General features: G+C 65.9%; 22 protein-coding genes. 11 read left to right on the top strand and 11 right to left on the bottom strand.

What is annotated here, in order from left to right; all coding sequences use genetic code 11:
* Positions 1-34: 34 nt before the first annotated feature.
* Positions 35-1,012 (bottom strand): sigma-70 family RNA polymerase sigma factor, encoded by a 978-nt coding sequence (locus tag BMW72_RS01330; RefSeq protein WP_166787769.1) that lies wholly within the window; start codon positions 1,010-1,012, stop codon positions 35-37.
* A gap of 211 nt (positions 1,013-1,223) precedes the next feature.
* On the opposite strand from BMW72_RS01330, the gene BMW72_RS01325 reads away from it, so the two are divergent.
* The 3 genes from BMW72_RS01325 to BMW72_RS01315 are packed head-to-tail and all read left to right on the top strand — an operon-like array spanning position 1,224 to position 4,366.
* Complete coding sequence (locus tag BMW72_RS01325; RefSeq protein ID WP_092106463.1) at positions 1,224-2,135, top strand: 1,4-dihydroxy-2-naphthoyl-CoA synthase; 912 nt, start codon at positions 1,224-1,226, stop codon at positions 2,133-2,135.
* A 15-nt stretch (positions 2,136-2,150) separates the two neighbouring features.
* Entirely contained in the window at positions 2,151-3,377 is a 1,227-nt protein-coding gene (locus tag BMW72_RS01320; protein ID WP_174843174.1) for an AMP-binding protein, read from the top strand.
* Complete coding sequence (locus BMW72_RS01315; RefSeq protein WP_422386313.1) at positions 3,374-4,366, top strand: 1,4-dihydroxy-2-naphthoate polyprenyltransferase; 993 nt, start codon at positions 3,374-3,376, stop codon at positions 4,364-4,366. Before BMW72_RS01320 ends, BMW72_RS01315 begins: the two co-directional genes overlap by 4 nt.
* Here the strand turns inward: BMW72_RS01315 and BMW72_RS01310 are convergent.
* Positions 4,340-4,639: a DUF4229 domain-containing protein gene (locus BMW72_RS01310; RefSeq protein WP_092106461.1), complete on the bottom strand. Its 300-nt coding sequence runs from the start codon at positions 4,637-4,639 to the stop codon at positions 4,340-4,342. The two genes, BMW72_RS01315 and BMW72_RS01310, sit on opposite strands and share 27 nt — an antisense overlap.
* A gap of 72 nt (positions 4,640-4,711) precedes the next feature.
* Between BMW72_RS01310 and BMW72_RS01305 the strand changes: the two genes are divergently transcribed.
* From BMW72_RS01305 to BMW72_RS01295, 3 genes are all read left to right on the top strand, one after another.
* Positions 4,712-5,194, top strand: coding sequence for a PLD nuclease N-terminal domain-containing protein (locus tag BMW72_RS01305; protein ID WP_092106459.1), 483 nt, complete (start codon positions 4,712-4,714; stop codon positions 5,192-5,194).
* Positions 5,187-6,902 carry a 2-succinyl-5-enolpyruvyl-6-hydroxy-3-cyclohexene-1-carboxylic-acid synthase gene (gene menD / locus BMW72_RS01300; protein ID WP_174843173.1) on the top strand — a complete coding sequence of 572 codons (1,716 nt, stop codon included), beginning with the start codon at positions 5,187-5,189 and terminating at the stop codon, positions 6,900-6,902. Before BMW72_RS01305 ends, menD begins: the two co-directional genes overlap by 8 nt.
* Positions 6,903-7,002: 100 nt before the next feature.
* Entirely contained in the window at positions 7,003-7,863 is an 861-nt protein-coding gene (locus BMW72_RS01295) for a DUF4190 domain-containing protein (protein WP_092106455.1), read from the top strand.
* A gap of 15 nt (positions 7,864-7,878) precedes the next feature.
* On the opposite strand, the gene BMW72_RS01290 is transcribed toward BMW72_RS01295, so the two are convergent.
* Both BMW72_RS01290 and BMW72_RS01285 read right to left on the bottom strand, forming a co-directional pair.
* The gene (locus BMW72_RS01290) at positions 7,879-9,336 is read right to left on the bottom strand and encodes a sensor histidine kinase (protein WP_092106453.1); all 1,458 of its coding nucleotides are present in this window, start codon (positions 9,334-9,336) and stop codon (positions 7,879-7,881) included.
* Positions 9,333-10,022, bottom strand: a complete 690-nt coding sequence (locus BMW72_RS01285) for a response regulator transcription factor (protein ID WP_092106451.1) — start codon at positions 10,020-10,022, stop codon at positions 9,333-9,335. The genes BMW72_RS01290 and BMW72_RS01285 overlap by 4 nt, the downstream gene beginning before the upstream one ends.
* Positions 10,023-10,143: 121 nt before the next feature.
* Here BMW72_RS01285 and BMW72_RS01280 point away from each other — a divergent pair, with 121 nt between their 5' ends.
* Genes BMW72_RS01280 through BMW72_RS19130 form a run of 4 tightly spaced genes read left to right on the top strand, consistent with a single transcriptional unit; the run spans position 10,144 to position 13,504 of the window.
* A complete protein-coding gene (locus BMW72_RS01280) occupies positions 10,144-10,611 on the top strand; it encodes a hypothetical protein (protein WP_134450403.1) in 468 nt (155 codons plus the stop codon).
* Positions 10,601-11,020 carry a hypothetical protein gene (locus BMW72_RS19135; RefSeq protein ID WP_194088170.1) on the top strand — a complete coding sequence of 140 codons (420 nt, stop codon included), beginning with the start codon at positions 10,601-10,603 and terminating at the stop codon, positions 11,018-11,020. Before BMW72_RS01280 ends, BMW72_RS19135 begins: the two co-directional genes overlap by 11 nt.
* A gap of 1 nt (position 11,021) precedes the next feature.
* The gene (locus tag BMW72_RS01270) at positions 11,022-12,002 is read left to right on the top strand and encodes an FAD:protein FMN transferase (protein ID WP_092106447.1); all 981 of its coding nucleotides are present in this window, start codon (positions 11,022-11,024) and stop codon (positions 12,000-12,002) included.
* Positions 11,999-13,504, top strand: coding sequence for a 2Fe-2S iron-sulfur cluster-binding protein (locus BMW72_RS19130; protein ID WP_092106445.1), 1,506 nt, complete (start codon positions 11,999-12,001; stop codon positions 13,502-13,504). The genes BMW72_RS01270 and BMW72_RS19130 overlap by 4 nt, the downstream gene beginning before the upstream one ends.
* 487 nt (positions 13,505-13,991) lie before the next feature.
* Here the strand turns inward: BMW72_RS19130 and BMW72_RS01260 are convergent, their stop codons facing one another.
* From BMW72_RS01260 to BMW72_RS01230, 7 genes are all read right to left on the bottom strand, one after another.
* Positions 13,992-15,023 carry a medium chain dehydrogenase/reductase family protein gene (locus BMW72_RS01260; protein WP_092106443.1) on the bottom strand — a complete coding sequence of 344 codons (1,032 nt, stop codon included), beginning with the start codon at positions 15,021-15,023 and terminating at the stop codon, positions 13,992-13,994.
* Between the two features lie 142 nt (positions 15,024-15,165).
* Positions 15,166-15,390 (bottom strand): hypothetical protein, encoded by a 225-nt coding sequence (locus BMW72_RS01255; RefSeq protein ID WP_198411002.1) that lies wholly within the window; start codon positions 15,388-15,390, stop codon positions 15,166-15,168.
* A 74-nt stretch (positions 15,391-15,464) separates the two neighbouring features.
* The gene (locus BMW72_RS01250) at positions 15,465-16,016 is read right to left on the bottom strand and encodes a TetR/AcrR family transcriptional regulator (protein WP_092106441.1); all 552 of its coding nucleotides are present in this window, start codon (positions 16,014-16,016) and stop codon (positions 15,465-15,467) included.
* A gap of 448 nt (positions 16,017-16,464) precedes the next feature.
* Positions 16,465-17,616: an SGNH/GDSL hydrolase family protein gene (locus BMW72_RS01245; RefSeq protein WP_092106439.1), complete on the bottom strand. Its 1,152-nt coding sequence runs from the start codon at positions 17,614-17,616 to the stop codon at positions 16,465-16,467.
* Positions 17,613-18,200 carry a TetR/AcrR family transcriptional regulator gene (locus BMW72_RS01240; protein ID WP_092106437.1) on the bottom strand — a complete coding sequence of 196 codons (588 nt, stop codon included), beginning with the start codon at positions 18,198-18,200 and terminating at the stop codon, positions 17,613-17,615. Before BMW72_RS01240 ends, BMW72_RS01245 begins: the two co-directional genes overlap by 4 nt.
* Before the next feature lie 637 nt (positions 18,201-18,837).
* Entirely contained in the window at positions 18,838-19,056 is a 219-nt protein-coding gene (locus BMW72_RS01235) for a hypothetical protein (RefSeq protein ID WP_134450402.1), read from the bottom strand.
* A 71-nt stretch (positions 19,057-19,127) separates the two neighbouring features.
* Positions 19,128-19,520: a hypothetical protein gene (locus BMW72_RS01230; protein ID WP_092106433.1), complete on the bottom strand. Its 393-nt coding sequence runs from the start codon at positions 19,518-19,520 to the stop codon at positions 19,128-19,130.
* Between the two features lie 648 nt (positions 19,521-20,168).
* Between BMW72_RS01230 and BMW72_RS01220 the strand changes: the two genes are divergently transcribed.
* Positions 20,169-20,411: a hypothetical protein gene (locus BMW72_RS01220; protein ID WP_241983973.1), complete on the top strand. Its 243-nt coding sequence runs from the start codon at positions 20,169-20,171 to the stop codon at positions 20,409-20,411.
* The last annotated feature ends 4 nt before the right edge of the window (positions 20,412-20,415 follow it).

Here is a 20,415-nt window from a genome sequence, read left to right as displayed (position 1 = left end):
GCTCCTGCTCGCGTGCAATCGATGTGGCTGGCGTTCAGTCCCGTAGGTAATGCTCCAACCTCGGTACGTGCAGCAGCGCCAGCGCACGCTTTTCAATCTGTCGCACCCGCTCCCTGGTGACTCCCTCAATGTGGGCGATCTGGTCGAGGGTGCGCGGCTCATTACCGTCGAGGCCGAACCGTGCCCGCAGGATGGAACGTTCCCGCGGTGGCAGGGTATCGAGAAAATAGCGGATGTCGGCGGCCCGCAGGGTCAGCGTGGCATGTTCGTCGGGCTGGGGAAGGTCATCGTCGATGATGAGCTCGGCCATGTCGCCGGCGCCGTCACCGACCGGGGTGTGCAGGGAAATCGGCTCGTTGTCGTATTGCAGCAGCCGAAGCACGTCTCGCACGGGAAGCTGGGCGGCTTCACCGATCTCGCGTGCCGTGGGATCACGGTCGAGCACGCTCGTGAGGTCGCGCCGGATGCGCTTGATCTTGTTGAGCTTCTCGGCGGTATGCACCGGGATGCGGATCATGCGCGACTTGTCGGCCATGCCGCGGTGGATGGCCTGTCGAATCCACCAGGTGGCGTAGGTCGAAAACTTGTAGCCGGTCATGAAGTCGTATTTCTCGACGGCACGGACGAGTCCCATATTGCCGTCCTGCACGAGGTCCATGATGGGCACGCCACGACCGGAATAGTGCTTGGCGATGCTCACAACCAAACGCAGGTTGGCTTCGATGAACTGGTTCTTGGCGCGGCGCCCGTCGTGCACCAGCCAGGCCAGCTCGCGCTCGTCGGCCGAATCCCGCGTGGCCGCGCCTTCGACCTTCAGTAGTCGAGCCTCGGCGAACAGCCCCACCTCGATGCGGCGAGCCAGGTCGACTTCCTGCTCGGCATTGAGCAGGCTCCCCTTGCCGATGCGCCGCAGGTAGTCTCCGAACGCATCCGTTGACGCGGCGTTGTAATTGCCCGGCACGGCGGCTCGGCGGGGCGATGCGGTGCGGGATTCCTGAACGGTGGTCGTCATGAGTGTGTGCCCCCGCAGTTGATCGTGCTGCCGTGTGTGGTTTTCATGGCGACCTCCCCGTACTTTCCAAGTCATTAGTACACCCCCGAACGGGGTGGATGGCAAGGGGTTGACTTCTTGCTTGGTCCACAGTACCTGAGGTTTTTTCGTCTTCTCAATCGTCTTTCTTATGAGTTGGAGACAGCGCCCCGGCCCCGCGTAGGCTGACAGCATGAGCGAACAGGTATCCGAAATCTTCGACGCAAGCCAATGGAAGGCCGTTGCGGGCTTCGAGAATCTCACCGATCTCACCTACCACCACGATCGCAGCGGTCGGATCGCCCGCATCGCGTTCGATCGGCCCCAAGTGCGCAATGCCTTCCGGCCCCGCACCGTCGATGAGTTGTTCGCGGCTCTGGACGACGCGCGCACCAACTCGAAGATCGGCGTCGTACTGCTCACCGGCAACGGGCCGAGCGCCAAAGACGGTGGCTGGGCCTTCTGTTCCGGCGGAGACCAGCGCATTCGGGGCCGCGACGGCTATAAGTACGCCGAGGGGGACACCGCGTCGGGTATCGACTCGGGGCGGGCGGGACGCCTGCATATTCTGGAAGTGCAGCGGCTCATCCGTTTCATGCCCAAGGTGGTCATCGCCGTCATACCCGGCTGGGCAGCAGGCGGGGGACACTCGCTGCACGTGGTCTGCGACCTGAGCATCGCGAGCGCCGAACACGGCAAATTCAAGCAAACGGATGCCGACGTCGGTTCCTTCGACGCCGGATACGGCAGCGCCTATTTTGCCCGCCAGGTCGGCCAGAAGGCCGCCCGCGAGGTGTTCTTTCTGGCACGGGAGTATTCGGCCCAGCGCGCCCTGGAGATGGGCGCGATCAACGCGGTCGTTCCGCATGCCGAGCTCGAGACGGTCGCGCTGGACTGGGCCCGCGAGATTTTGACCAAGTCGCCCACCGCCATTCGGATGCTCAAATTTGCTTTCAACGCTGTGGACGACGGCCTGGTCGGCCAGCAGGTGTTTGCCGGCGAGGCGACCCGGCTGGCCTACGGCACCGACGAGGCCGTCGAGGGGCGGGACTCGTTCCTGGAGAAGCGCGAACCCGACTGGTCGCCGTATCCCTGGCAGTACTGACGTGGGCGGGCGCTCGTGAGGCCGCTTCGGGTGCTCGCGCCGGAGCATCCGCTCGACTTTCTGGCCGTGCTACGGGATGCGCTGGCCGGAAGCGGGCCGGCCGTGCTTCCGGTGCCAGTCGGTGCCGGCGCGGCGGAACCCGACGCGAGAACGCACCTCGGGGCCGTGCCGAAACGCGTCGCCGTGGTGATCGAGACCTCGGGGTCGACCGGCACGCCCAAGCGGGTCATGCTCTCCACCAACGCGCTGCTCGCCGGCGCTGCAGCCTCGGTCGTGGCCCTCGGCGGAGCCGGACAATGGCTCCTGGCGCTGCCCGTGCACTATATCGCCGGGGTGCAGGTGCTCGTGCGGTCCATCGCCGCCGAGACCACCCCTCTCGTGCTGGCGCCTGGCCACTTCGACCCGCAGGATTTTCGGCGGCTGGCCGAGACCATGACCGAACCGCTGCGCTACACCGCGCTGGTTCCGGTGCAGCTGGCCCGCCTGCTCGACGCAGCGGATGACCCGGCCCTGTTGGCAGTGCTGCGTCGCTTCACCGCGATTCTGGTCGGCGGGCAAATGATCCGACCTGAACTCATATCGAGGGCGGCCGAACTCGACGTGCGCGTCGTACGCACCTACGGGTCGTCGGAAACCGCCGGCGGTTGCGTCTACAACGGTGTTGCGATCGGGGACACCCTCATTCGTGTCGTCGACGGGCAGCTCGAACTGTCGGGTTCGGTGCTCGCCGAGGGCTACCTCGACGATGCGGCGCGCACTGCTGACCGCTTTCTGCTGGAGCACGGCGTGCGCTGGTATCGCACCGGCGACCTCGGCGAGGTCGACCCGCAGAGTGGCGGCGTCACGGTGCTCGGCCGCGCCGATAACGTGATCATTTCGGGCGGCGAGAAGGTGTCGCTCGATGCCGTCGAACGGATTGTGCGCGTGTATCCGGGGTTCGAGCAGGCCGTCGTGGTCGGCGTCGACGACGAGAGGTGGGGGCAGGTGCCGGTCATCGTGGTGGCCGGGGGAGCCATCGAGGGGGGGCTCGCGGCATCCGTTGTGGCGCTGCTGGGACGTGCGGCACGGCCTGCACGCATCGTGCGAGTGCCGGAGATCGTGCTGCTGGCTTCGGGCAAACCCGATCGCCGCGCGCTGGCTGGTGCTGCGGCCAGTCTTGCGCAGGCCGATCCGGCGCTGGACAGTACGATGGGGGCGTGGCACAAGGAGCTCGGCCGGTCAGGCCCAAACAACAACGATTGAACCCCGCGGCGAAGCTGTCCGGTGCTGATGCCGGCACCAGGACCAGCGGCAAGTCAGGACATCCGGCCTTCAAGAATGGCCCGCCGCGCAAGGGACCGGCCGCGGTCAAGCCGGCCACCGCCGCCGACTGGATCTCGGGCGCACGATTGCGCACCCTGCCGCTCGCCGTCGCTCCGGTCCTGGTCGGCACCGGTGCTGCTATCGTCGCGAGCGGCCCCGGCATTTATCACCCGGTACGCGCGCTCCTCGCGCTCGCCATTGCACTGCTGCTGCAAATCGGCGTCAACTACGCCAACGACTACTCCGACGGCATTCGCGGCACCGATGCCTTTCGCGTCGGACCGGCCAGACTCACCGGCGGCGGCGTTGCGAACCCGCGTACCGTGCTGCGCGTTGCCCTCGTCTTTTTCGGCCTTGCTGCCGTCGGGGGAGTGACCCTCGTCGTGCTGACGCAATACTGGTGGCTCCTGGCCGTTGGCGTGGTCGCTCTCGCCGCTGCGTGGTTCTACACCGGCGGCAAGAAGCCCTACGGCTACCTGGGACTGGGCGAACTGTTCGTGTTCGTGTTCTTCGGTCTGGTCGCCACCGCCGGCACGACTTATGTGCAGGTCGGTGAATTCACGACCGAAAGCGTGCTCGGTGGTGTGGCCATTGGGCTGATCGCGTGCGCGGTGCTCATGGTCAACAACCTGCGCGACATCGTTCCCGACAAGGCCGCCGGCAAGCGCACCCTCGCAGTGCGGATCGGCAGCACGGCCTCCCGGGTCGTGTTCTGCGTCTTTCTGCTGCTGCCGTTCGTGATCGCCGGGTTCTTCAGCGTGTTTTATCCGCGCGGAATTTTCACGTTCTTCGTGCTGCTGCTGGCGCTGCCGGCCTGCCTCATCACGATCACCGCGACGTCGGCGAAGGAGCTCATCCTCGCACTGAAGCTGACGAGCCTCGCGGCGCTCGCCTACGGCCTGCTACTGGGACTTGCTTTCGCGTTCTGAGCCGGTCTGTTCCTGCGTATTCAGAGCCAGATCCTCGACCTCGGAATCCGGGTTCACCGGCTCCCTGTCGGGGTGCCGGGCCCGGTACAGGTCACGGGCAACGCTCTCGCGGGACTTGCCCAGAAAAAGGTAGGACAGGCACAGTCCGAGCAGGGCGGCGATCACGGCCGCAGCCCACGGCCAGAATCCCAGGGACAGCAGAATCGCCAGCGGAACGGCAAACATCAAGACGCGCAGCACGGAGTAGTACAGCCACGGGGGCACGGATTTCATGGATCCAGCTTAGAATGCCGCGGCTGGGCATCCGCACATGTCTCTCACGGCCAAGCGGCTTACAATCGGGATATGCCCAAGCTCTTGATCGGACTAGGACTGGCCCTGGTCATTCTCACGGTCTACACCCTCGTGGACTGCGCCGTTTTTGACCGCAAACGCATTCGCGGATTGCCCCGCTGGGTCTGGATTTTCGTCATCGTGCTGGTTCCGCTGATCGGCCCGCTGCTCTGGTTGCTCGTCGGCCATGGTCGGGCCACGCCGACTACCCGATCCTTCCGATCGGTCGCTCCTGATGACGATCTGGATTTTCTGCGCGGGTTGAACAGCGGCGGCAGCGTTACCACCGCTACCGGAGAAAACCGCCCATTCAACGAGAAGGACCAGCAGGAACGCATCCGTCGCATGGAGCAGGACCTCGCTGATCTCGACAAGAACGACCCGACACCGAAAAAGGGTGGTGCCGCTGGCGCTGCCGACACGGCTGGCGTCGACCCGAAAAAGAAGAAGAGCGAACCGGGCGATGGCGAGCAGCCTGGCCGTCGGGATGCCTGAGAATACCGTTGTAAACCCAACCCGTACTAGCCCGGCGACCGATTTCAGCATCGCCCTCCTGAACGAATTCGTTCGACTCGGAGTGCGTGATCTGGTGCTCTGCCCCGGCGCACGATCGCAGGCCCTCGCCTTGGCGGCGGCTGAACTGGAACGAACCGGCAGCATCCGCTTGCATGTGCGTACCGACGAGCGCAGCGCCGGTTTTCTCAGCGTCGGCCTCGCGCTCGAAACCGGTCTGCCCGCCCTCGTCGTGGTGACCTCGGGAACCGCTGTCGCCAACCTCCACCCGGCCGTGCTCGAAGCACACCACGCCGGGGTGCCGATGATCCTGCTCACGGCGGACCGCCCGTCCGAGCTGCGCGGCATCCGCTCGAATCAGACCACCGTGCAGGCGGGCCTGTTCGGGGTTGCCACGCGGCTGTGCCTGGATGTTCCCGCTCCGGTCGGTGAACCCGATGAGGCCGAAATCGCCACGGCGCTCGCGCGGCAGGCAATGGATGCCGCCACCGGCGCCGCGACCACGGCTCCCGGCCCCGCGCAACTGAACCTGGCCTTTCGCGAGCCGCTGTCGTCGGCACTGCCGATGGGGCTGACCGTGCTGACGCCGGTTGCCCGCGCTGCTTCCGGGCCGACCGACGAGCCGACGATGCTGCTTGCGCCGGGACCGCGCACGGTCGTCGTGGCCGGTGACGGTGCCGGTCCAGCGGCCGAAGAGCTCGCCTATGCCGGCGGCTGGCCGTTGCTCGCCGAGGTGTCGAGCGGCGCCCGATTCGGACCGAACCTGATCGTGCACTACCGGGAACTGCTCGCTGCCATCGATCTCGGCGGTCAGGTTGAACGCGTCATCGTGTTCGGCCACCCCACCCTCAGCCGTGAGATACCGGCCCTCATCGCACGCGACGGTGTCGAGACCATCGTTGTCGCCCCGACCGGATTCGAATGGTACAACCCCGGCCACGTCGTACGAGCCTTCACCCGCTCGATCGGAGCGGATGCGGCGTGCGCTGCGGCCTCGCGCACGCCGGCCGGCCGCGAGTGGCTGGGCCGCTGGGTCATGACCAGCCGGGCGCTATCGGAGGCAGAGGCGAGCGCGGAACGGGTACCGATCGACAAACGCGGCATAACCCGCGCTGAACTGGCCGTGCTGCGCGCCCCGCTGACTCGGGCGCTGCTCGTCGACGCGGTGTGGCGGGCGTCGTGGCCGCACGACCGGCTCGTGCTCGGCGCCTCCCGGCTCATTCGCGAGGCCGACAAGCGCGTGCTCGGTAAGAAGATCACCGTGCTGGCCAACCGTGGACTGGCCGGTATCGACGGCACCATCGCGACGGCACTCGGTGTGGCGCTCGCGAGCCAGGCCGAACCGGAGCCGCGCTCGGTCGGGGTGACTCGGGTGTTGCTGGGCGATCTCACTTTTTTGCACGACGTCGGGTCTCTGCTGCTCGCCCCGGGAGAGCCCAGGCCAAGGGTTCAGGTGATCGTGGGCGTCGACGGCGGCGGCAGCATCTTCGACGGCCTTGAGGTTGCCGCAACCGCCCCGCCCGCGGCGATGGAGCGCGTGCTGTACACCCCGCGCAGCGTCGACCTCAAGGCGCTCGCCACAGCCTACGGCTGGGACTACGAGCTGGCCGCCACCCGCAGCGACCTCGAGCGCGCCCTCACCGGTGTCCATACCCGACCTGCAATCCTTGAGGTTCCGCTCGTTCGGTAGTTTTGGCTCGGCCATCGAGTAATCCACAGATTCGCCGGGGCAAGTAACCGCATTCGTGCGAATGGGTACCGTTAACGTAAACGGATGCCGGGAGGCCCAGATGACCATCGACTCACCCCAGGGACAACCTCAGACCGCCGGCCTGGCCGAGCAGTTCCCCGGTCAGTTTCCCGTGCCGAGCCCACCGCGACGTCGCGGCGGCATCGTGCTCGCGGCCCTCATCGTCGGTATCAGCGCCTTCGTCACCGGCTGGATCCCGATTCTCGGGTTGCTCTTGGGGATCGCCGGCATCATCCTCGGCATCGTGGCTCTGCGCCGACCCGGCGGCAAATCGTTCGGTCTCGCGGGCCTGATCGGGTCGTCCCTGGCCGTGGTGGCCAACGTGCTGGTGACCGCTGTGATCGTGGTTGCGCTGGTGAAATCGGGAATCGGCACGGCCGTACTCACCGATGCCCAACCCGTCATCACTCCCTGCTACTCCTTCAACGGGCCGGGCGAATACCTCAACAACCAATCCGCTGAGAAGACGGAGGGCTGCATCACCTCCCTGGAACTGTGGGGTGAACGCGACGCCGACGGTGTCATCCATAAGACCGGGGTGGGCAGCATCCTGGGCAGCGTGCTGGTGGAACCGGTGTCGGTGGCCAGCACCGACGAATGGGCTCCGAGCGGCAGCCTGGACGACATGGTCGAGTTTCTGAACCAGAGTTACTTTCCCGAGGCCGGCGAGGTCACGAGCCTGAAGGAGGCTGTTACCCTCGACGGCGTCGACGCCAACCTCACCCGCCTGATCAGCACCGCAGAGAACACCCGGACCAAGGCGTTCCTCACCGTCTTCGCACCGGACACCTACCAGTCTGCCGACGAGCCAGTGAAATTCTTCGTGGTCTCCTTCGTTATTCCCGAGGACAACGGCGAGGAGATCATCGCCGCGGCCGTCGATTCCTGGCGCTGGAGGTAGCCGCGGAGTTCCCATTCACGCGCCCTCGCGGGCTGGACCGGCGGCCGTGAACGTGGCGGAGGCGGCGAGCCCGCCCGTGCCACGGGGGGCCAGGGCCACCGTGGCACGGCTGGCTTTGGCCAGCTGCGCGACGATGGCGAGGCCGAGGCCGCTCCCCGCGCTGTCGGAACGTGCACGCCAGAACCGGTCGAATGCACGGGAGCAGTCCTCGACGCTCAGGCCTGGGCCTTCATCGAGTACCTCGAGTTGCACCGTCTCGAGTGGCGCCGGGCCCAGCTGCCGTACCGCACGGTCAACCCGCGCAACGGGCACAGCGGAGGTGACGCGCACGATGATCGTGCTTGTGCCCGGGCTGACTGAGAGCGCGTTGTCGACGTAGTTGTCGAGTATCTGTTCGACGGCTGTGGAGACCGCCGAGACCGACGCTGTGAGCGGACCGTCATAACGAATCGTGACGGCCGACTCCTGGGCGAGCGCCTGCCACTGCTCCACCCGTTCACGAGCAATCTCCGCCAGGTCGACGGTCATCAGTGGCGCCGACCGGCCCTCGGTGCGGCTGAGCAGCAGCAGTCCCTCGACGATCGTACCGAGGCGGTCGGCTTCAGCTTCGGCGGCTGCCAGCCGAACGGCAGCGCCCGCCGGGTCGGTGGATACCAGGCTTCCGGCGCGTTCCAGCTTGAGGCGCAGGGCGGTGAGGGGCGTGCGCAGCTGATGGGAGGCATCCGCTGCGAAGCGTCGTTGTTCCTGCAGCAGGGTGTCGAGGCGTTCGGCCATGATATTGAACGAGCGGGACAGGGAGCGCAGTTCCGGGGCGCCGCCGGACTCATCCGCCCGGGCGCTCAGATCGCCGCTGGACAGTCGCTCGGTGGCATCCTTCAAGAGCTTGAGCCGACGCGTGACCGAGGTCGAGAAGATGTAACCGACGATGCCCGCGAGCAGCACCGTGGTCAGGGCGACGATTCCGAGCATGCGGATCTGGTCGTTGACGGCGTCGTCGACGACCTGTTCCGGATAGGTCAGGCGCACCGCACCGTAGACTTCGTCGCCGCTGAACACGGGGACGGTCACGTACAGCAGCTCCACCTGAAGGGTGTCGGAATACCGACTTCCCGACATGATCTGGCCACCGAGGGCGCCGGTGATCTCAGGGCGGGAAGCGTAGTCGCTGCCGATGCTGGACTGGTCGTCGTCACTCGTGGCGATCGCCGTTCCGGCCGTGTTCACGATGACGACCCGCGCGCCCCCAGCGTCGCGGTAGGTGCGAGCGAGAGCGGCCAGGCCCGCGTCATCATCGGTGATCGCCGATTCCAGCGCCTCCTCACTGCGGCCAGCGAGCACGAACGCGTCGCGTTCAAGGGACGTGATGATGCGGTCGCGTTCGACCGTGCGCAGGTACGTGCTCAGCGGCACGTCCTGCACGAGCAACATGAGCAGGGTGACCGCGATGAACGCCGCCATCAGCCGCCACTTCATGAGCGCGGCTCGGCCGGCTGCTCGAAGCGAAAACCGACGCCACGCACCGACTGAATCCAGCCGGGGTCACCGAGTTTCTTGCGGATCGCCGCGATATGGGCGTCGAGGGTCTTGGTCGTGCCGTACCAGTTGGTGTCCCACACATCGTGCAGGATTTCGGCTCGGCGCAGCGCGGCACCTGGGTCATCCGAGAGGTACACGAGCAGGTCAAATTCCTTCGCGGTGAGGTGGACAGGGCTGCCGCCAAGCAGCACGCGCTGGGCTCTGGTGTCGATGAGGAGCGGGCCGAAGCGGCGCTCGGTGGCGGGTGGGGCATCCGTTTCGGTGGTGCCGGTGCGGCGCGACACCGCGCGGATGCGGGCGACCAGCTCGCGCATGCCAAACGGTTTCACGACGTAGTCGTCGGCACCGATTTCGAGGGCGATCACCCGATCCATTTCGTCGTCCCGCGCGCTCACGACGATGATCGGGGTCTGTTCCTTTAAGCGGATGGCCCGGCAGACGTCGGTACCGTCCAGATCGGGCAGGCCCAGGTCGAGCAGAATGATGTCGGGGCGAAAGGAATCCACTGCGGCCAGCCCAGCCGTTCCGGTGGCGACACGGAGGGTCTCGAAGTTGGCGTAGCTGAGCCCGTCGATGAGGCCGTCCGCGACGGCCGCGTCATCCTCGATCACTAGAACTCGCATGACCCTAGTCTGGCGGCCCGGCGAGTGGCAGATAGCCGCGACCAGACCCGCGCTGATTTCTTGGACAAATCTTGGATCTACTCCGGGCCGATGTTTACCGACGATTTCGTAGTCTCGAATCATGAAATCAAAAACGATGATGGTGCTCTCGGTTGTTGGGGTACTCGGAACGGCCGGCGCGGCGATGGCCGTCAACTCGGACACACTGACCAACGCTCCCGTCGGACTGGTCGGCCAGGCCACCACCGTGCTCGAACCGATATCCACGCCGACCGCTACGCCGCCGGCCGTGCCCGCGCCGGCGCCCACCGCTGATGTCGGCGCGACCTGGACGCCGCTGGCGCCTCGACCGGCCGGCGCGAGCACCGCTGTGCCGGCGGCCGGTACCGCCGCAGAATTCGCCGGGGACGACTCGAGCCCGGCACCCGCTGCGGCACCCGCACCGGCTGCAACCGCGCCCGTTGCCGGCACGTCGGGGGGATCTGGCGCCTCGGGAGCGTACGACGACGATGACGATTCCTCGCAGGACGATGACTTCGCGCAGGATGATTCCGCGCACGAGGATGAGAGCGACGACGATGATGACTAAGCGCCGTCGGCCAGCCCATCACGCACGCAACATCACCGGGGCGGCGAGCGCGCTCGCGCTCGTGGGAATGGTCGCCGGATTTCAGATCGGCGCGGCAGCCGATGAGGTGACGCTGGCCAGCACGGGGACCACACCGGCCGGAGTCGCCGCCCCCGCGGTCGTTCCCGTGGCTGTCGCCCCGGCGACCAGTGCACCGGCCGTGCCCGCTCCGGAGGTAGTACCCGCGCCGGTTGTCGCCGCACCCGCGCCGGCCGCAGCGCCGGCGGTGCCGGTACCCGCAGCAGCTGTGCCGGTTGCCGTTGCTCCGGCTCCCGCTGCGGCACCTGCTCCCGCTCCCGCGCCTGCTCCTCCGGCACCGGCACCCGCTCCGGCGCCTGTCGCGGCCTCGTCCGGAGGGTCCGGCGGCTAGCATGGCCTCGCGTACCTTCACTCCTCAGGCCATCGCCCGCGACGCCGTTCGGGCCGGCTATGCCGGAACGGGGGCCCGGCCGGAAACGCTCTCCCGCCGCGAGCCGCTGATGGGCGGCAGCTGTGGAATCACGTTGGTGGGGGCATCCGCTGCCCTGCTCGATGCGACGTTCGCGCTCGCTGACTGCCTGGAGCAGCTCTGGAGCCGATTCGTGAACGATAGTGACATCACGCGATTGAACTGGGCCGAAGGACGTGCGGTCGACGTCGACCCGCTGACCGTGCGCCTCATTCGAGCCATGCAGTCCGGTTGCGAGCTGACCCGCGGCGACTATGATCCCACGCTGCTGCCCGACCTGCTCGCGGCCGGGTATTCATCGTCGGCCATTGACCCGCGCCGGGTGACCCGCTTACCGGAGAGCGCGCGCTCGCCGGGCGACCTGGCCGGAATCCACATTGACGGAACAACGGTACGGCTCCCGCGCGGCACGACACTGGACGCGGGCGGCATCGGCAAGGGCCTGACCGCTGACCTCGTCTGCGAACTGGCCATGAACGAGGGTGCCTGGGGTGCACTCGCCGAGATCGGCGGCGACATCGCCGTTTGCGGACAGGGAGCAGACGGGCAGGCCTGGCGGCTGGGAGTCGAGGACCCGTTGAACCCAGCGAACCACTGTGCCGTCGTCCGTCTCGGTACGGGGGCACTAGCCACGTCGAGCCAGCGCAAGCGCCGCTTCACGACGACGGCCGGAGAGCATCACCACCTTCTCGACCCGCGCACCCACGACAGTGCGGCCACCCGGGTGCAAACCGTGTCGGTCATCGCGTCCACCGGCGCTCGCGCCGAAACCCTCACCAAACCGGGATTTCTCCGGCCCACCGCCGACTATCTCGCCTGGCTGCCGACGGTCGGCGCCGCCGGCCTGGTCGTCGATCACACGGGCGCCCTCGCGGCCTCCGAGAACTGGAACCTGTACCGATGAATGATCCGCACCTCTGGTGGTACGTCTCCCGCGCGAGTGCCATGATCGCCTGGGCACTCCTGACCACCTCGGTGCTCTGGGGAATCCTGCTCTCGACCCGGGTGATGCGCCGGGTCGACAACCCGGCCTGGCTGCAGGACCTGCACGGCTACCTGGGCGGCACGTCCCTCGTCATGGTCGGCTTGCACATGGTGTCGCTCATGATCGATTCCTGGCTGTCCTTCACCGTGGCCGAAGTACTCGTGCCGTTCGCCACAGCATTCAAACCGCTGCCGGTCGCCCTGGGTATACTCGCGTTCTACCTGCTCGTCGCCGTTCAGGGCTCCTCGCTCATGCTCAAGCGGCTGCCGCGAAAATTCTGGAAAGGCCTGCACTACGCGAGCTACGCCACCCTGCTGCTGGTGTCGTTCCACGCCGGATTCACCGGCACCGATGTAGGGTCGCTCTGGTACAGAATCGTCTCGATCGCGCTCATCTTGTTAGCTGCGCTGGCCGTCATTTTGCGCATCATCGCCGGTAAACGCAGCGGTTCAGCCCGGCAAGCGGATGCCGCACCCGGCGGGGCCCCCGTGCAGCCGGTTCCGCGCACCATGGTCGTTGCCAGCGCGACCGGGCTTGCGCACGGGATCGTCGGCATCCGCTTGAAACTGCCGGACGGCGGGATGCTGCCGGTCTGGCAGCCGGGCTCACACGTGACCCTGCACCTGCCGAACGGCCTGCAGAAGCAGTATTCGCTCTGTGGTGACCCGGCCAACCGCAACCAGTACGACGTGGCGGTGTTGCGCACCAGTCAGTCGTCGGGTGGCAGCTCGTGGATTCACGAGAATCTCGTGCCGGGAATGAGCCTGCCCGTCTCGGGGCCGATGAACCATTTCGAACTGGAACCGGCCGCCGACTATCTCTTCATCGCGGGCGGGATCGGCATCACGCCGATCACGGCCATGATCCAATCGCTCCCGGCGGGGCGGGCCTGGCGGCTCGTCTACGCCGGGCGCAGCCGACAGACCATGGCCTTCGTGGCCGAACTCGAAGCAGAGTACCCCCAGCGGATGATCGTGCACGCGAGCGACGAGAACGTCGGCGGGCTCGACCTGGATGTCATTCTCGGCACGGTCACGGCACAGGTCTACTGCTGCGGACCGGAGTCCCTCATGAACGCGGTGGCGGCACGAGTGCCGGCCGGGCGACTGCACCTCGAGCGGTTCGTTCCCCTCGAGCGCTCAGCCAGGCCAGCCGCACCGATCCAGGTCGCCTGCCGCAAGAGCCGCCTGGACTTCACCGTCCCTGCCGAGGAGAGCCTGCTCGACGCCCTGGAATCCCACGGCGTGCCCATTCTCGGCTCCTGCCGCAAGGGAATCTGCGGTACCTGTGAGGTACGGGTGGTCGAGGGCACGCCGGAACATCTGGACTCGGTACTCGATGATGCCGAGAAGGATGCTCTCGGTGTGATGTACCCCTGCGTCTCCCGCTCGCTGTCGGCGTCGCTCGTCTTGAACATCTAGTGTCTTGCGTCGTAATTTAGTTGCTTAAATGCAATATTGAGTTATGTCACGAACTGGATGCCCCAAGAGTGAGCTGATTCTTACCGATGAGGAACGGGAGCAGCTTCTGCGCTGGTCACGGCGACCGACGTCGGCGCAGGCGTTGGCGTTGCGGTCCCGGATCATCCTTGGCTGCGCTGAAGGGCTAGATAACAAGTCGGTTGCCGCGCGATCGTCGACCAACCGACCTTCGGAGGCAACATCCTCGAAACCGGCATCGACTCCTGCCGCCTCGCCAACACCCGAGCACAGAACACCGCCAACTCTCCCACCGGACGTCAGCATTCACAGACGCACCAGACCCTGCAACGAGCCCATTGACGTCGCCAGGATTCACGCCCGAAGTCAGAGAGGGCCTGCGGGCGTGCCCGCGGGCCGAACTGTGCACATCGCCAACTCCCTCACGGGAGAGCGCCTGGCCCGCCGGTACGAGTTCGCGCGGCAGGCCTCAGGGCACCAGCACCACCTTGCCGGCCACCGTGTGGGACTCCGCGAGTTCCAGCGCGCGTCCGGCCTCGACGAGCGGGAGTCGCGCGGCGACCTGCGGCGCGAGGGTGCCGGCGGCAAGCCGCTCGAGCACCTGCGTCAGGTCGTCACGCAGGCGGCGGTAGAAGCGCGTGGGGCGGCGGTGACCGGCCCATAAGTTGTAGAAGTGTGCCCGTCGACCGTTGGGCAGGAGGTTCCATACCAGGAGACGTCCGACGAGGGCGAGGACGGGCAGCTGCGACTTGCCCAGGTCGTCCTTGGTCGCCGCGCTGCCGTACGAGACGAGCGTCCCTCCCCGGCGCAGCAGCCTCCAGGAATCCTGGATCCCCGGCCCGCCGACGTGGTCGAACACCGCGTCGACACCGTCGGGCGCGAGGCTGCGCAGGCGCGCCGGAAGGTCGGGAGCGCGGTAATCGACGGGTGTGGCGCCCAGGCTCCGGACATGGTCGTGGTGGCGGGTCGCGGCGGTGCCGATGACCGTGATGCCAGCGTCAGCGGCAAGCTGCACGAGCGTCGACCCGACGCCGCCGTTCGCGCCGAGCACCACTATCCTCTGGCCACATTGCACCTTCGCGATCGTGTGGAGCATCTGCCAGGCCGTGATCCCGTTAACGATGAGCGTCTCGGCGTCCGCTGGGTCGATGCCTCCGGGTACGGGCACCAGGTGAGTAGCGTCGGTCAGCACGTGCGTGGCCCAAGCGCCGATCTTGACCACGGCGGCCACGCGAGCGCCGACCATCGCCGGGTCGACGCCCTCGCCGGTCGCCTCGACAGTGCCGACGAAGTCGTAGCCCGGGACGAACGGGAACGGTGGCTGGTCGTAGTACTTCCCACGACGCATCTGCTGCTCGGCGAAGGACACTCCGGTCGCCTCGACCCGGACTAGCACCTGACCCGTCGCAGGAGCGGGCAGATCACGATCCTGGATCAGCAGGCCGTCGGGCTCGATCAGGCCGGGCATCACGACTTCGGTCACACGCGTTCGGGTGGTCATGGTTTCTCCTTCGGGGTTGTAGGGGTCAGCGCTTGCGGGTGTGGAGCTTCACGAGCAGCGCGGCTGCGACCGCCACCAAAAGGACGATGAACACCGGGTGCATGTCTTTGGACAGGCTCTCGGCACCGTCGGGGCGCAAGATCTAGATGACGAGCGGGGTCGCGTAGATGGCGGCGAGGGCAGCGCTGTACGGGCGCAGCGGTCGCAGTCCCGGGTGGCGCAGGGTGCCGACGAGGACGAGGACGACCGGCACGATGGCGAGCATCGAGAACTGGCCAAGCACGAGGACCGGTACGGCCCAGGCGGAGACGAAAACGGAGCGCGGGGTGCGGCGCGACGCTGGAGCGAGGATGGATTGAGTGGACATAAGATCCTTCATTTGGAAATAGAGTGTGTGTTCACTCACTAACGATGTTGTGCGGTGGTTGTGGAGGACTGTGATCAGCGAGGGTGTCGGATGCCGGCGGAGAGGATCGACGCCCACTCGTCGGGAACGTCGTCGATGCCGGTTGTGACGATCAGGTGGCACAACTGCCCGTAGGCGACGAAACGCTGGACGGCGTCGTCGCTTGCTCCGGACCGGGACTTGGCCAGCCGGACGACCGAGGCCATGCCAAGGCGGAGCGCCTGCCCGATCTCCGGGATGTTCGCGACCGACTGCGCGTGGACCTGAAGCATGAGGAGCGAACGGTCGCTGATGAGCTCCGCATAAGCGCCGCCCATCGCGTCCAGGATGCCGTCCGAGCTCGTGTCTTCGGCCTCGTCGGCCCCCATGCTGAGTGTCTCGACGATCTGTCGGAAGCAGTCCGCGAGTGCGGCGACGAACAGGCGCTCCTTGCTGGGGAACAGCTTGAACACGTAGGCGGGCGAGATGCGGGCGTCGCGGGCCACGTCCGCGATCGTCGTGCCGCGGTACCCACCGCTCGCGAACTCCCGCACCGCGCTGGCGGTGACGACCGGGACACGCTCTTCTGCGGTGCTGAGGGAGGACATGTGAGTGACTATACAGTCACTCACGGGTGAGCGCGACCACCGTCGCACTCCAAGCATGTCGCTGATCAGCCTCAGGCCGCCGCGGCCCGGCCCAGGAAAGCATGGTGCGGCGGTGCTCGTGGGCAGCTGTGGTCTCTATCTCGCCACGGGCACCGGGCCCGTCGGTCATCGGATCGACCCGTGCGTTGGTGACAATCATGGCTGGCCGCTCTCCGCACATTGACCAGCCCCACGGCCCGAGCGCACTGACTCTGTGCGCCCGCGTCCACGGCAAACAGGATGTTCGCGCGCTGTCTGATGCCCGCTATACCTGATCGCGTCGCATGGTGAATCGGGAGCCGATGGGCCGAGCGTGCTGGCGGATAGAAGCGCCTGGTTTCGTCTGGTCTGCGAGCTCAGGTCTCCTCTGCCCGACGAGCACCCACAGGGGCCGACCGCCCCACATGTTTCAGTGTGGGGCGAACGGTCCGGTTCGTGTGAAGGCGTACTCGGCAAATCGCTCGCCGATGAGCCGGTGGGTGGCGGTATCGGGGTGCAACGCGTCGGACAGCGGATGCTCAGCGGTGTCCTGCTCGCCGTACAGAGTGGTCCCGTCCAAGTAGTGCAGGTTCGGATCGTCGGTCCAGCGTTGGACAAGTGACGTCAGGGCGTCGCGGATGACGCGCAGGGTGAGGCGCCCTTGCTGCTGGCTTTCGCTGGGGCCGGTGGCGATGAAGCGGACCTGGTCGGTGCCGAGGGTGTCCAGGTCGACGGCGCCCGGGCCGGGGGTGTCCTCGTGGATGGCGCAGAAGATCGGCGAGATGAGCACGAGCGGGGTGGTGGGGTGCCCGTCGCGGATCGTGTCGAGGAATCCGTGCACGGCGGGCACGAACGCACGGAGCCGCATCGAGTCGAGGTTCACGACGTTGATCCCGAGCTTGACGCTGATGAGATCGGCCGGAGCGTCGCGGATCACGCGGGCGAGGAACGGGTCGACGAGTGCACCGCCTCCGAATCCGAGGTTCCGCAGCTCGACGCCGCCGAGCCGCGCGGAGACCGCCGGCCAGATCTGGGTTGGAGTGCTCGCGTTCGAGCCGTGGCTGATCGAGCTGCCGTGGTGGATCCAGACGGGACGTGTCGACTTGACCGGGCTCACCGGATCGTCGGTCCGCAGCTCAATCAGCTCGATGGACTCGTTGTGTGGTAACCAGATCTCGACGAGCTTGTCGCCCTCGGGCAACTTGCTGAAGATCGTGGTGTGAGTCGTGCCCGGTCGAGAACTCGTGGCTCCGGTCTGGAGGTCAGCCTCAATGACGTCGCCGTCGTCGAGCAGGTCGCTCGCGACGAGGTCGCCGTTGACCACCAGGTCGATGCTGCCTCGGGGACGGTCCGCGCCCAGGTAAGTGAGCCTCGAGGGGTGAAAGACGAGGTGGATGGTCCGCGCCGCGGTGGACATCGCCAGGCGCACTCCGGAGGGCTGGCCTTCCATCATCAGCAACTGCGGGTCGGGGAACTGCGTGCGCACCCACGCTGGCAGACGATGCGGGCGGACACCACGGGCGGTCGTCTCCACCTCGGCTGCGCCATGGAGGAACTGTGCGGTGAGGGAGGTGGTGATCATCGATGGATCTTTTCCGTGTCGGTAGGCCATGCCCGCAGGAGGGCGTCAAGAGCGTCGAGGGTCGTGCGCCAGGACACCTCGGGTGGGGGTTCGCTGTGATCGAAGCTGCCGATGCGCTCGAGGGCGAGGAAGCCGTTAATGGTGCTGCCGATCAGTCGGGTGGCGTGCACTCGCTCCCCCGGCGGCAAGTCATAGCCCAGGAGCAGGGCGTCGGTCAGCGCGACGAAGCACCGCGCGGCGCTGGACTCCACAGCGGCAGTGCCGGCGCGCCGCTGAAGGGACTGCCAGCGACCCGGCGACTCCAGCGAGTACACCCGGTGCGCCTCAGCGAAGCCGCGGAGCGCAAGCCGACCGGCTCGACCGGCAATCGCCACCGCCACACGGTCAGCGAGCTCCGACAGTGCGAGCGCGGTGATCCCGTCCAGCAGCGCCGCACGGTCGCGGACATGCGAATAGAGGCTGGGCGTCTGCACGCTAAGCCTCAGCGCGATCGCCGACAGGGTGACGTCGTCGAAGCCGGTCTCGTCGGCCAGGTCTGCGGCCTCGGCGATGATCACCGTCGCGGTGAGAGGGATGCGCTTCATCACGCCAGTCTACACACATTAGGTAAAGTCCTAATGTGCATAGGTAAAGATAGGCGCTTGGGACGTAGGGCCTTGAGGCTGTCCTTGTCGACGTAGAGGGGGTCAGCTCACGAAACGGAATAAATAACACGCTAAGAGTTTCCGGGTCGGCGCAGGGGATGCTCGCGAACGTGAACCTCTTCCAGATCCGGATCGAATGCGGGCAGGGTTCACTCCATTGTCAGGGGGCGCGGTTGGGTGCACTCTCCACTTAGGTCAGCCCCGTCGCGAGCGCCAGCCCTGTGCGGCGGCATACCCCATCGCGCCCGAGTGACTTACGTGATGAATGCCCACAGGGCCTCATTCGCCTTGACGAATTCCGCCGTCGCCATTCTGTTCTTGAATGAGTCCTGTGATGTCGATCGGTTGAGTGAGCGGAAGGTCGATGTCGGACGGGGAAGTTTGAGTTTTTTCGTGTCCCACGGGGTTCTCCTCTTCTTACCTGTCGGGGCGAGCGAATACTCGTCGCCGTTGCTGTGTCGTTGCCTGCCAAACGTTGGCCTGTGCGCTCACCCGATGGTTCGGTCAAGGGTCACGTCCGGGAAAGCTGTTTCACCCCGAACAGTGAAGGCCCGTCAGGAGTGTAAATTTCGGGTCCCTATGCGATCAAGGTGTGCAGATCGACCCCGAAGAAGGCCACAAAAGGCCAGAGCACAATCGCCGCCATGCCTTCCAGAATGTTGCCGGGAACGTTCCATGCCACGAGATAACTCTGGTTGGCAGCGACCACTACCCCGATAACCAGATACACGATCCCGATCAGACCTATTCCGCGCCTGCCCATTTTGCGCCAGCCATTTCTCTTATCACTGTTCATCTGCCACTGCGGGTGTGATTTACCTGGAAGTATCCGAGGTAGACGGCGAGGACTCGTTGGAGTTCTCGCTGCTAACGGTTCGCTGAGGCCCCTGCGTCAGCCCTGGCTGTGCACGAGACCGAGTTCACGGGTGTCCACTGTGGCAGCACGCGTTCGAGGCGCTTGTCCAGGCGTCGTGGGTCTCGTGCCAGCTTGCCTTGCGTGACATCACCGGCTGGCGGGGTGAATATCGATTCGGCCTCTGCCATAGAGCCGACAACGAACGTGCGCATGGGATCACCGAACTCCAGCACCTCGTACTGGTCTGCGTTCAGACTGATGAAACCGATGAGTGAGAAAGGACTGTCCCAGGGCACCCGTCCGTCACTGACTCTCCATTCGCCGTCGGAAATCTGGGTGAGCTGCAGATCGTCTGGTATTCGCACTTCGCCTGGCGTTCTCACTGCGCGTTCATCGGTTCTCATTGCAGTTTCTTTTCTCTTGTCTGGCTGCGGACCGAAGCTAATTGCAGTGCCCGGAAGCGATCGTGTTCAAAGCCTGAGATGGCCATGAAGCGGTAAGTTCAGCCTCGTGGAATCAGCCTGATGCACGGACTTCTCAGCTCACAGGGCCAAAGGTCCCGAGGTTGCGACTAGTGGTGCTTTTCGTTATAGCTGGGAATTACGACGGAGAGGATCGTCATCGAACCTGCTTCTCCAGGGTGACCAACTTCGGAAGACGCCTCAGACCGATCCCCGAGCCGGGAACTCAGGCGCCCGCCGAGCTGGGTTGCGTCCCACTGTCGGGTGGTCGCATCCGGAGCATTTCAGCACGTAGCGAGATTGAGTTATGTCACGAACTGGATGCCCAAAGAGTGAGCTGATTCTTACCGATGAGGAACGGGAGCAGCTGTGTCATGGCACGACCAGCCCCTTCGCCGCCTTTAACACCGCTGACGGCACCGTTGTCTCCAGCATTCATCGCCGGCGCCGCTCGCTCGAGTTCCAGAAGTTCCTGAACAAGATCAACGCCGACGTCCCTGACGAGTTGGCCGTGCATCTGGTCTGCGACAACTACAGCACTCACAAAAGCCCACGATCAAGCACTGGCTCGAAGCCCACCCCCGTTTCACCATGCACTTCACCCCGACGTATTCGTCCTGGATCAACCAGGTAGAACGCTTCTTCGCTTACGTCACCGCTGATCTCCTCCAGCGTTGCGACCACCGGAGCGTTCAAGCGCTCGAAGCCGACGTCCGCAACTGGGCGAAAGCATGGAACGAAACCCCAAAGCCATTCATCTGGACCAAATCCGCAGAACAAATCCTCGAATCCCTCAAACGACTTCTACAACGAACTCCCGACGCAGGACACTAGGTCG

Source organism: Cryobacterium luteum (assembly GCF_900110125.1).
Taxonomy (GTDB): domain Bacteria; phylum Actinomycetota; class Actinomycetes; order Actinomycetales; family Microbacteriaceae; genus Cryobacterium; species Cryobacterium luteum.
The sequence above is the reverse complement of the archived record's forward strand: the minus strand, read 5'-3'. Positions and strand labels throughout refer to the sequence as shown.

Excerpts from the sequence above, each read along its gene's own strand:
- BMW72_RS01330 (WP_166787769.1), bottom strand. The coding sequence starts at position 1,012 with ATGACGACCACCGTTCAGGAATCCCGCACCGCATCGCCCCGCCGAGCC.
- BMW72_RS01325 (WP_092106463.1), top strand. The coding sequence starts at position 1,224 with ATGAGCGAACAGGTATCCGAAATCTTCGACGCAAGCCAATGGAAGGCC.
- BMW72_RS01310 (WP_092106461.1), bottom strand. The coding sequence starts at position 4,639 with ATGAAATCCGTGCCCCCGTGGCTGTACTACTCCGTGCTGCGCGTCTTG.
- BMW72_RS01305 (WP_092106459.1), top strand. The coding sequence starts at position 4,712 with ATGCCCAAGCTCTTGATCGGACTAGGACTGGCCCTGGTCATTCTCACG.
- menD (WP_174843173.1), top strand. The coding sequence starts at position 5,187 with ATGCCTGAGAATACCGTTGTAAACCCAACCCGTACTAGCCCGGCGACC.
- BMW72_RS01295 (WP_092106455.1), top strand. The coding sequence starts at position 7,003 with ATGACCATCGACTCACCCCAGGGACAACCTCAGACCGCCGGCCTGGCC.
- BMW72_RS01290 (WP_092106453.1), bottom strand. The coding sequence starts at position 9,336 with ATGAAGTGGCGGCTGATGGCGGCGTTCATCGCGGTCACCCTGCTCATG.
- BMW72_RS01285 (WP_092106451.1), bottom strand. The coding sequence starts at position 10,022 with ATGCGAGTTCTAGTGATCGAGGATGACGCGGCCGTCGCGGACGGCCTC.
- BMW72_RS01280 (WP_134450403.1), top strand. The coding sequence starts at position 10,144 with ATGAAATCAAAAACGATGATGGTGCTCTCGGTTGTTGGGGTACTCGGA.
- BMW72_RS19135 (WP_194088170.1), top strand. The coding sequence starts at position 10,601 with ATGATGACTAAGCGCCGTCGGCCAGCCCATCACGCACGCAACATCACC.
- BMW72_RS01270 (WP_092106447.1), top strand. The coding sequence starts at position 11,022 with ATGGCCTCGCGTACCTTCACTCCTCAGGCCATCGCCCGCGACGCCGTT.
- BMW72_RS19130 (WP_092106445.1), top strand. The coding sequence starts at position 11,999 with ATGAATGATCCGCACCTCTGGTGGTACGTCTCCCGCGCGAGTGCCATG.
- BMW72_RS01260 (WP_092106443.1), bottom strand. The coding sequence starts at position 15,023 with ATGACCACCCGAACGCGTGTGACCGAAGTCGTGATGCCCGGCCTGATC.
- BMW72_RS01255 (WP_198411002.1), bottom strand. The coding sequence starts at position 15,390 with ATGTCCACTCAATCCATCCTCGCTCCAGCGTCGCGCCGCACCCCGCGC.
- BMW72_RS01250 (WP_092106441.1), bottom strand. The coding sequence starts at position 16,016 with ATGTCCTCCCTCAGCACCGCAGAAGAGCGTGTCCCGGTCGTCACCGCC.
- BMW72_RS01245 (WP_092106439.1), bottom strand. The coding sequence starts at position 17,616 with ATGATCACCACCTCCCTCACCGCACAGTTCCTCCATGGCGCAGCCGAG.
- BMW72_RS01240 (WP_092106437.1), bottom strand. The coding sequence starts at position 18,200 with ATGAAGCGCATCCCTCTCACCGCGACGGTGATCATCGCCGAGGCCGCA.
- BMW72_RS01235 (WP_134450402.1), bottom strand. The coding sequence starts at position 19,056 with ATGAACAGTGATAAGAGAAATGGCTGGCGCAAAATGGGCAGGCGCGGA.
- BMW72_RS01230 (WP_092106433.1), bottom strand. The coding sequence starts at position 19,520 with ATGAGAACCGATGAACGCGCAGTGAGAACGCCAGGCGAAGTGCGAATA.
- BMW72_RS01220 (WP_241983973.1), top strand. The coding sequence starts at position 20,169 with ATGCACTTCACCCCGACGTATTCGTCCTGGATCAACCAGGTAGAACGC.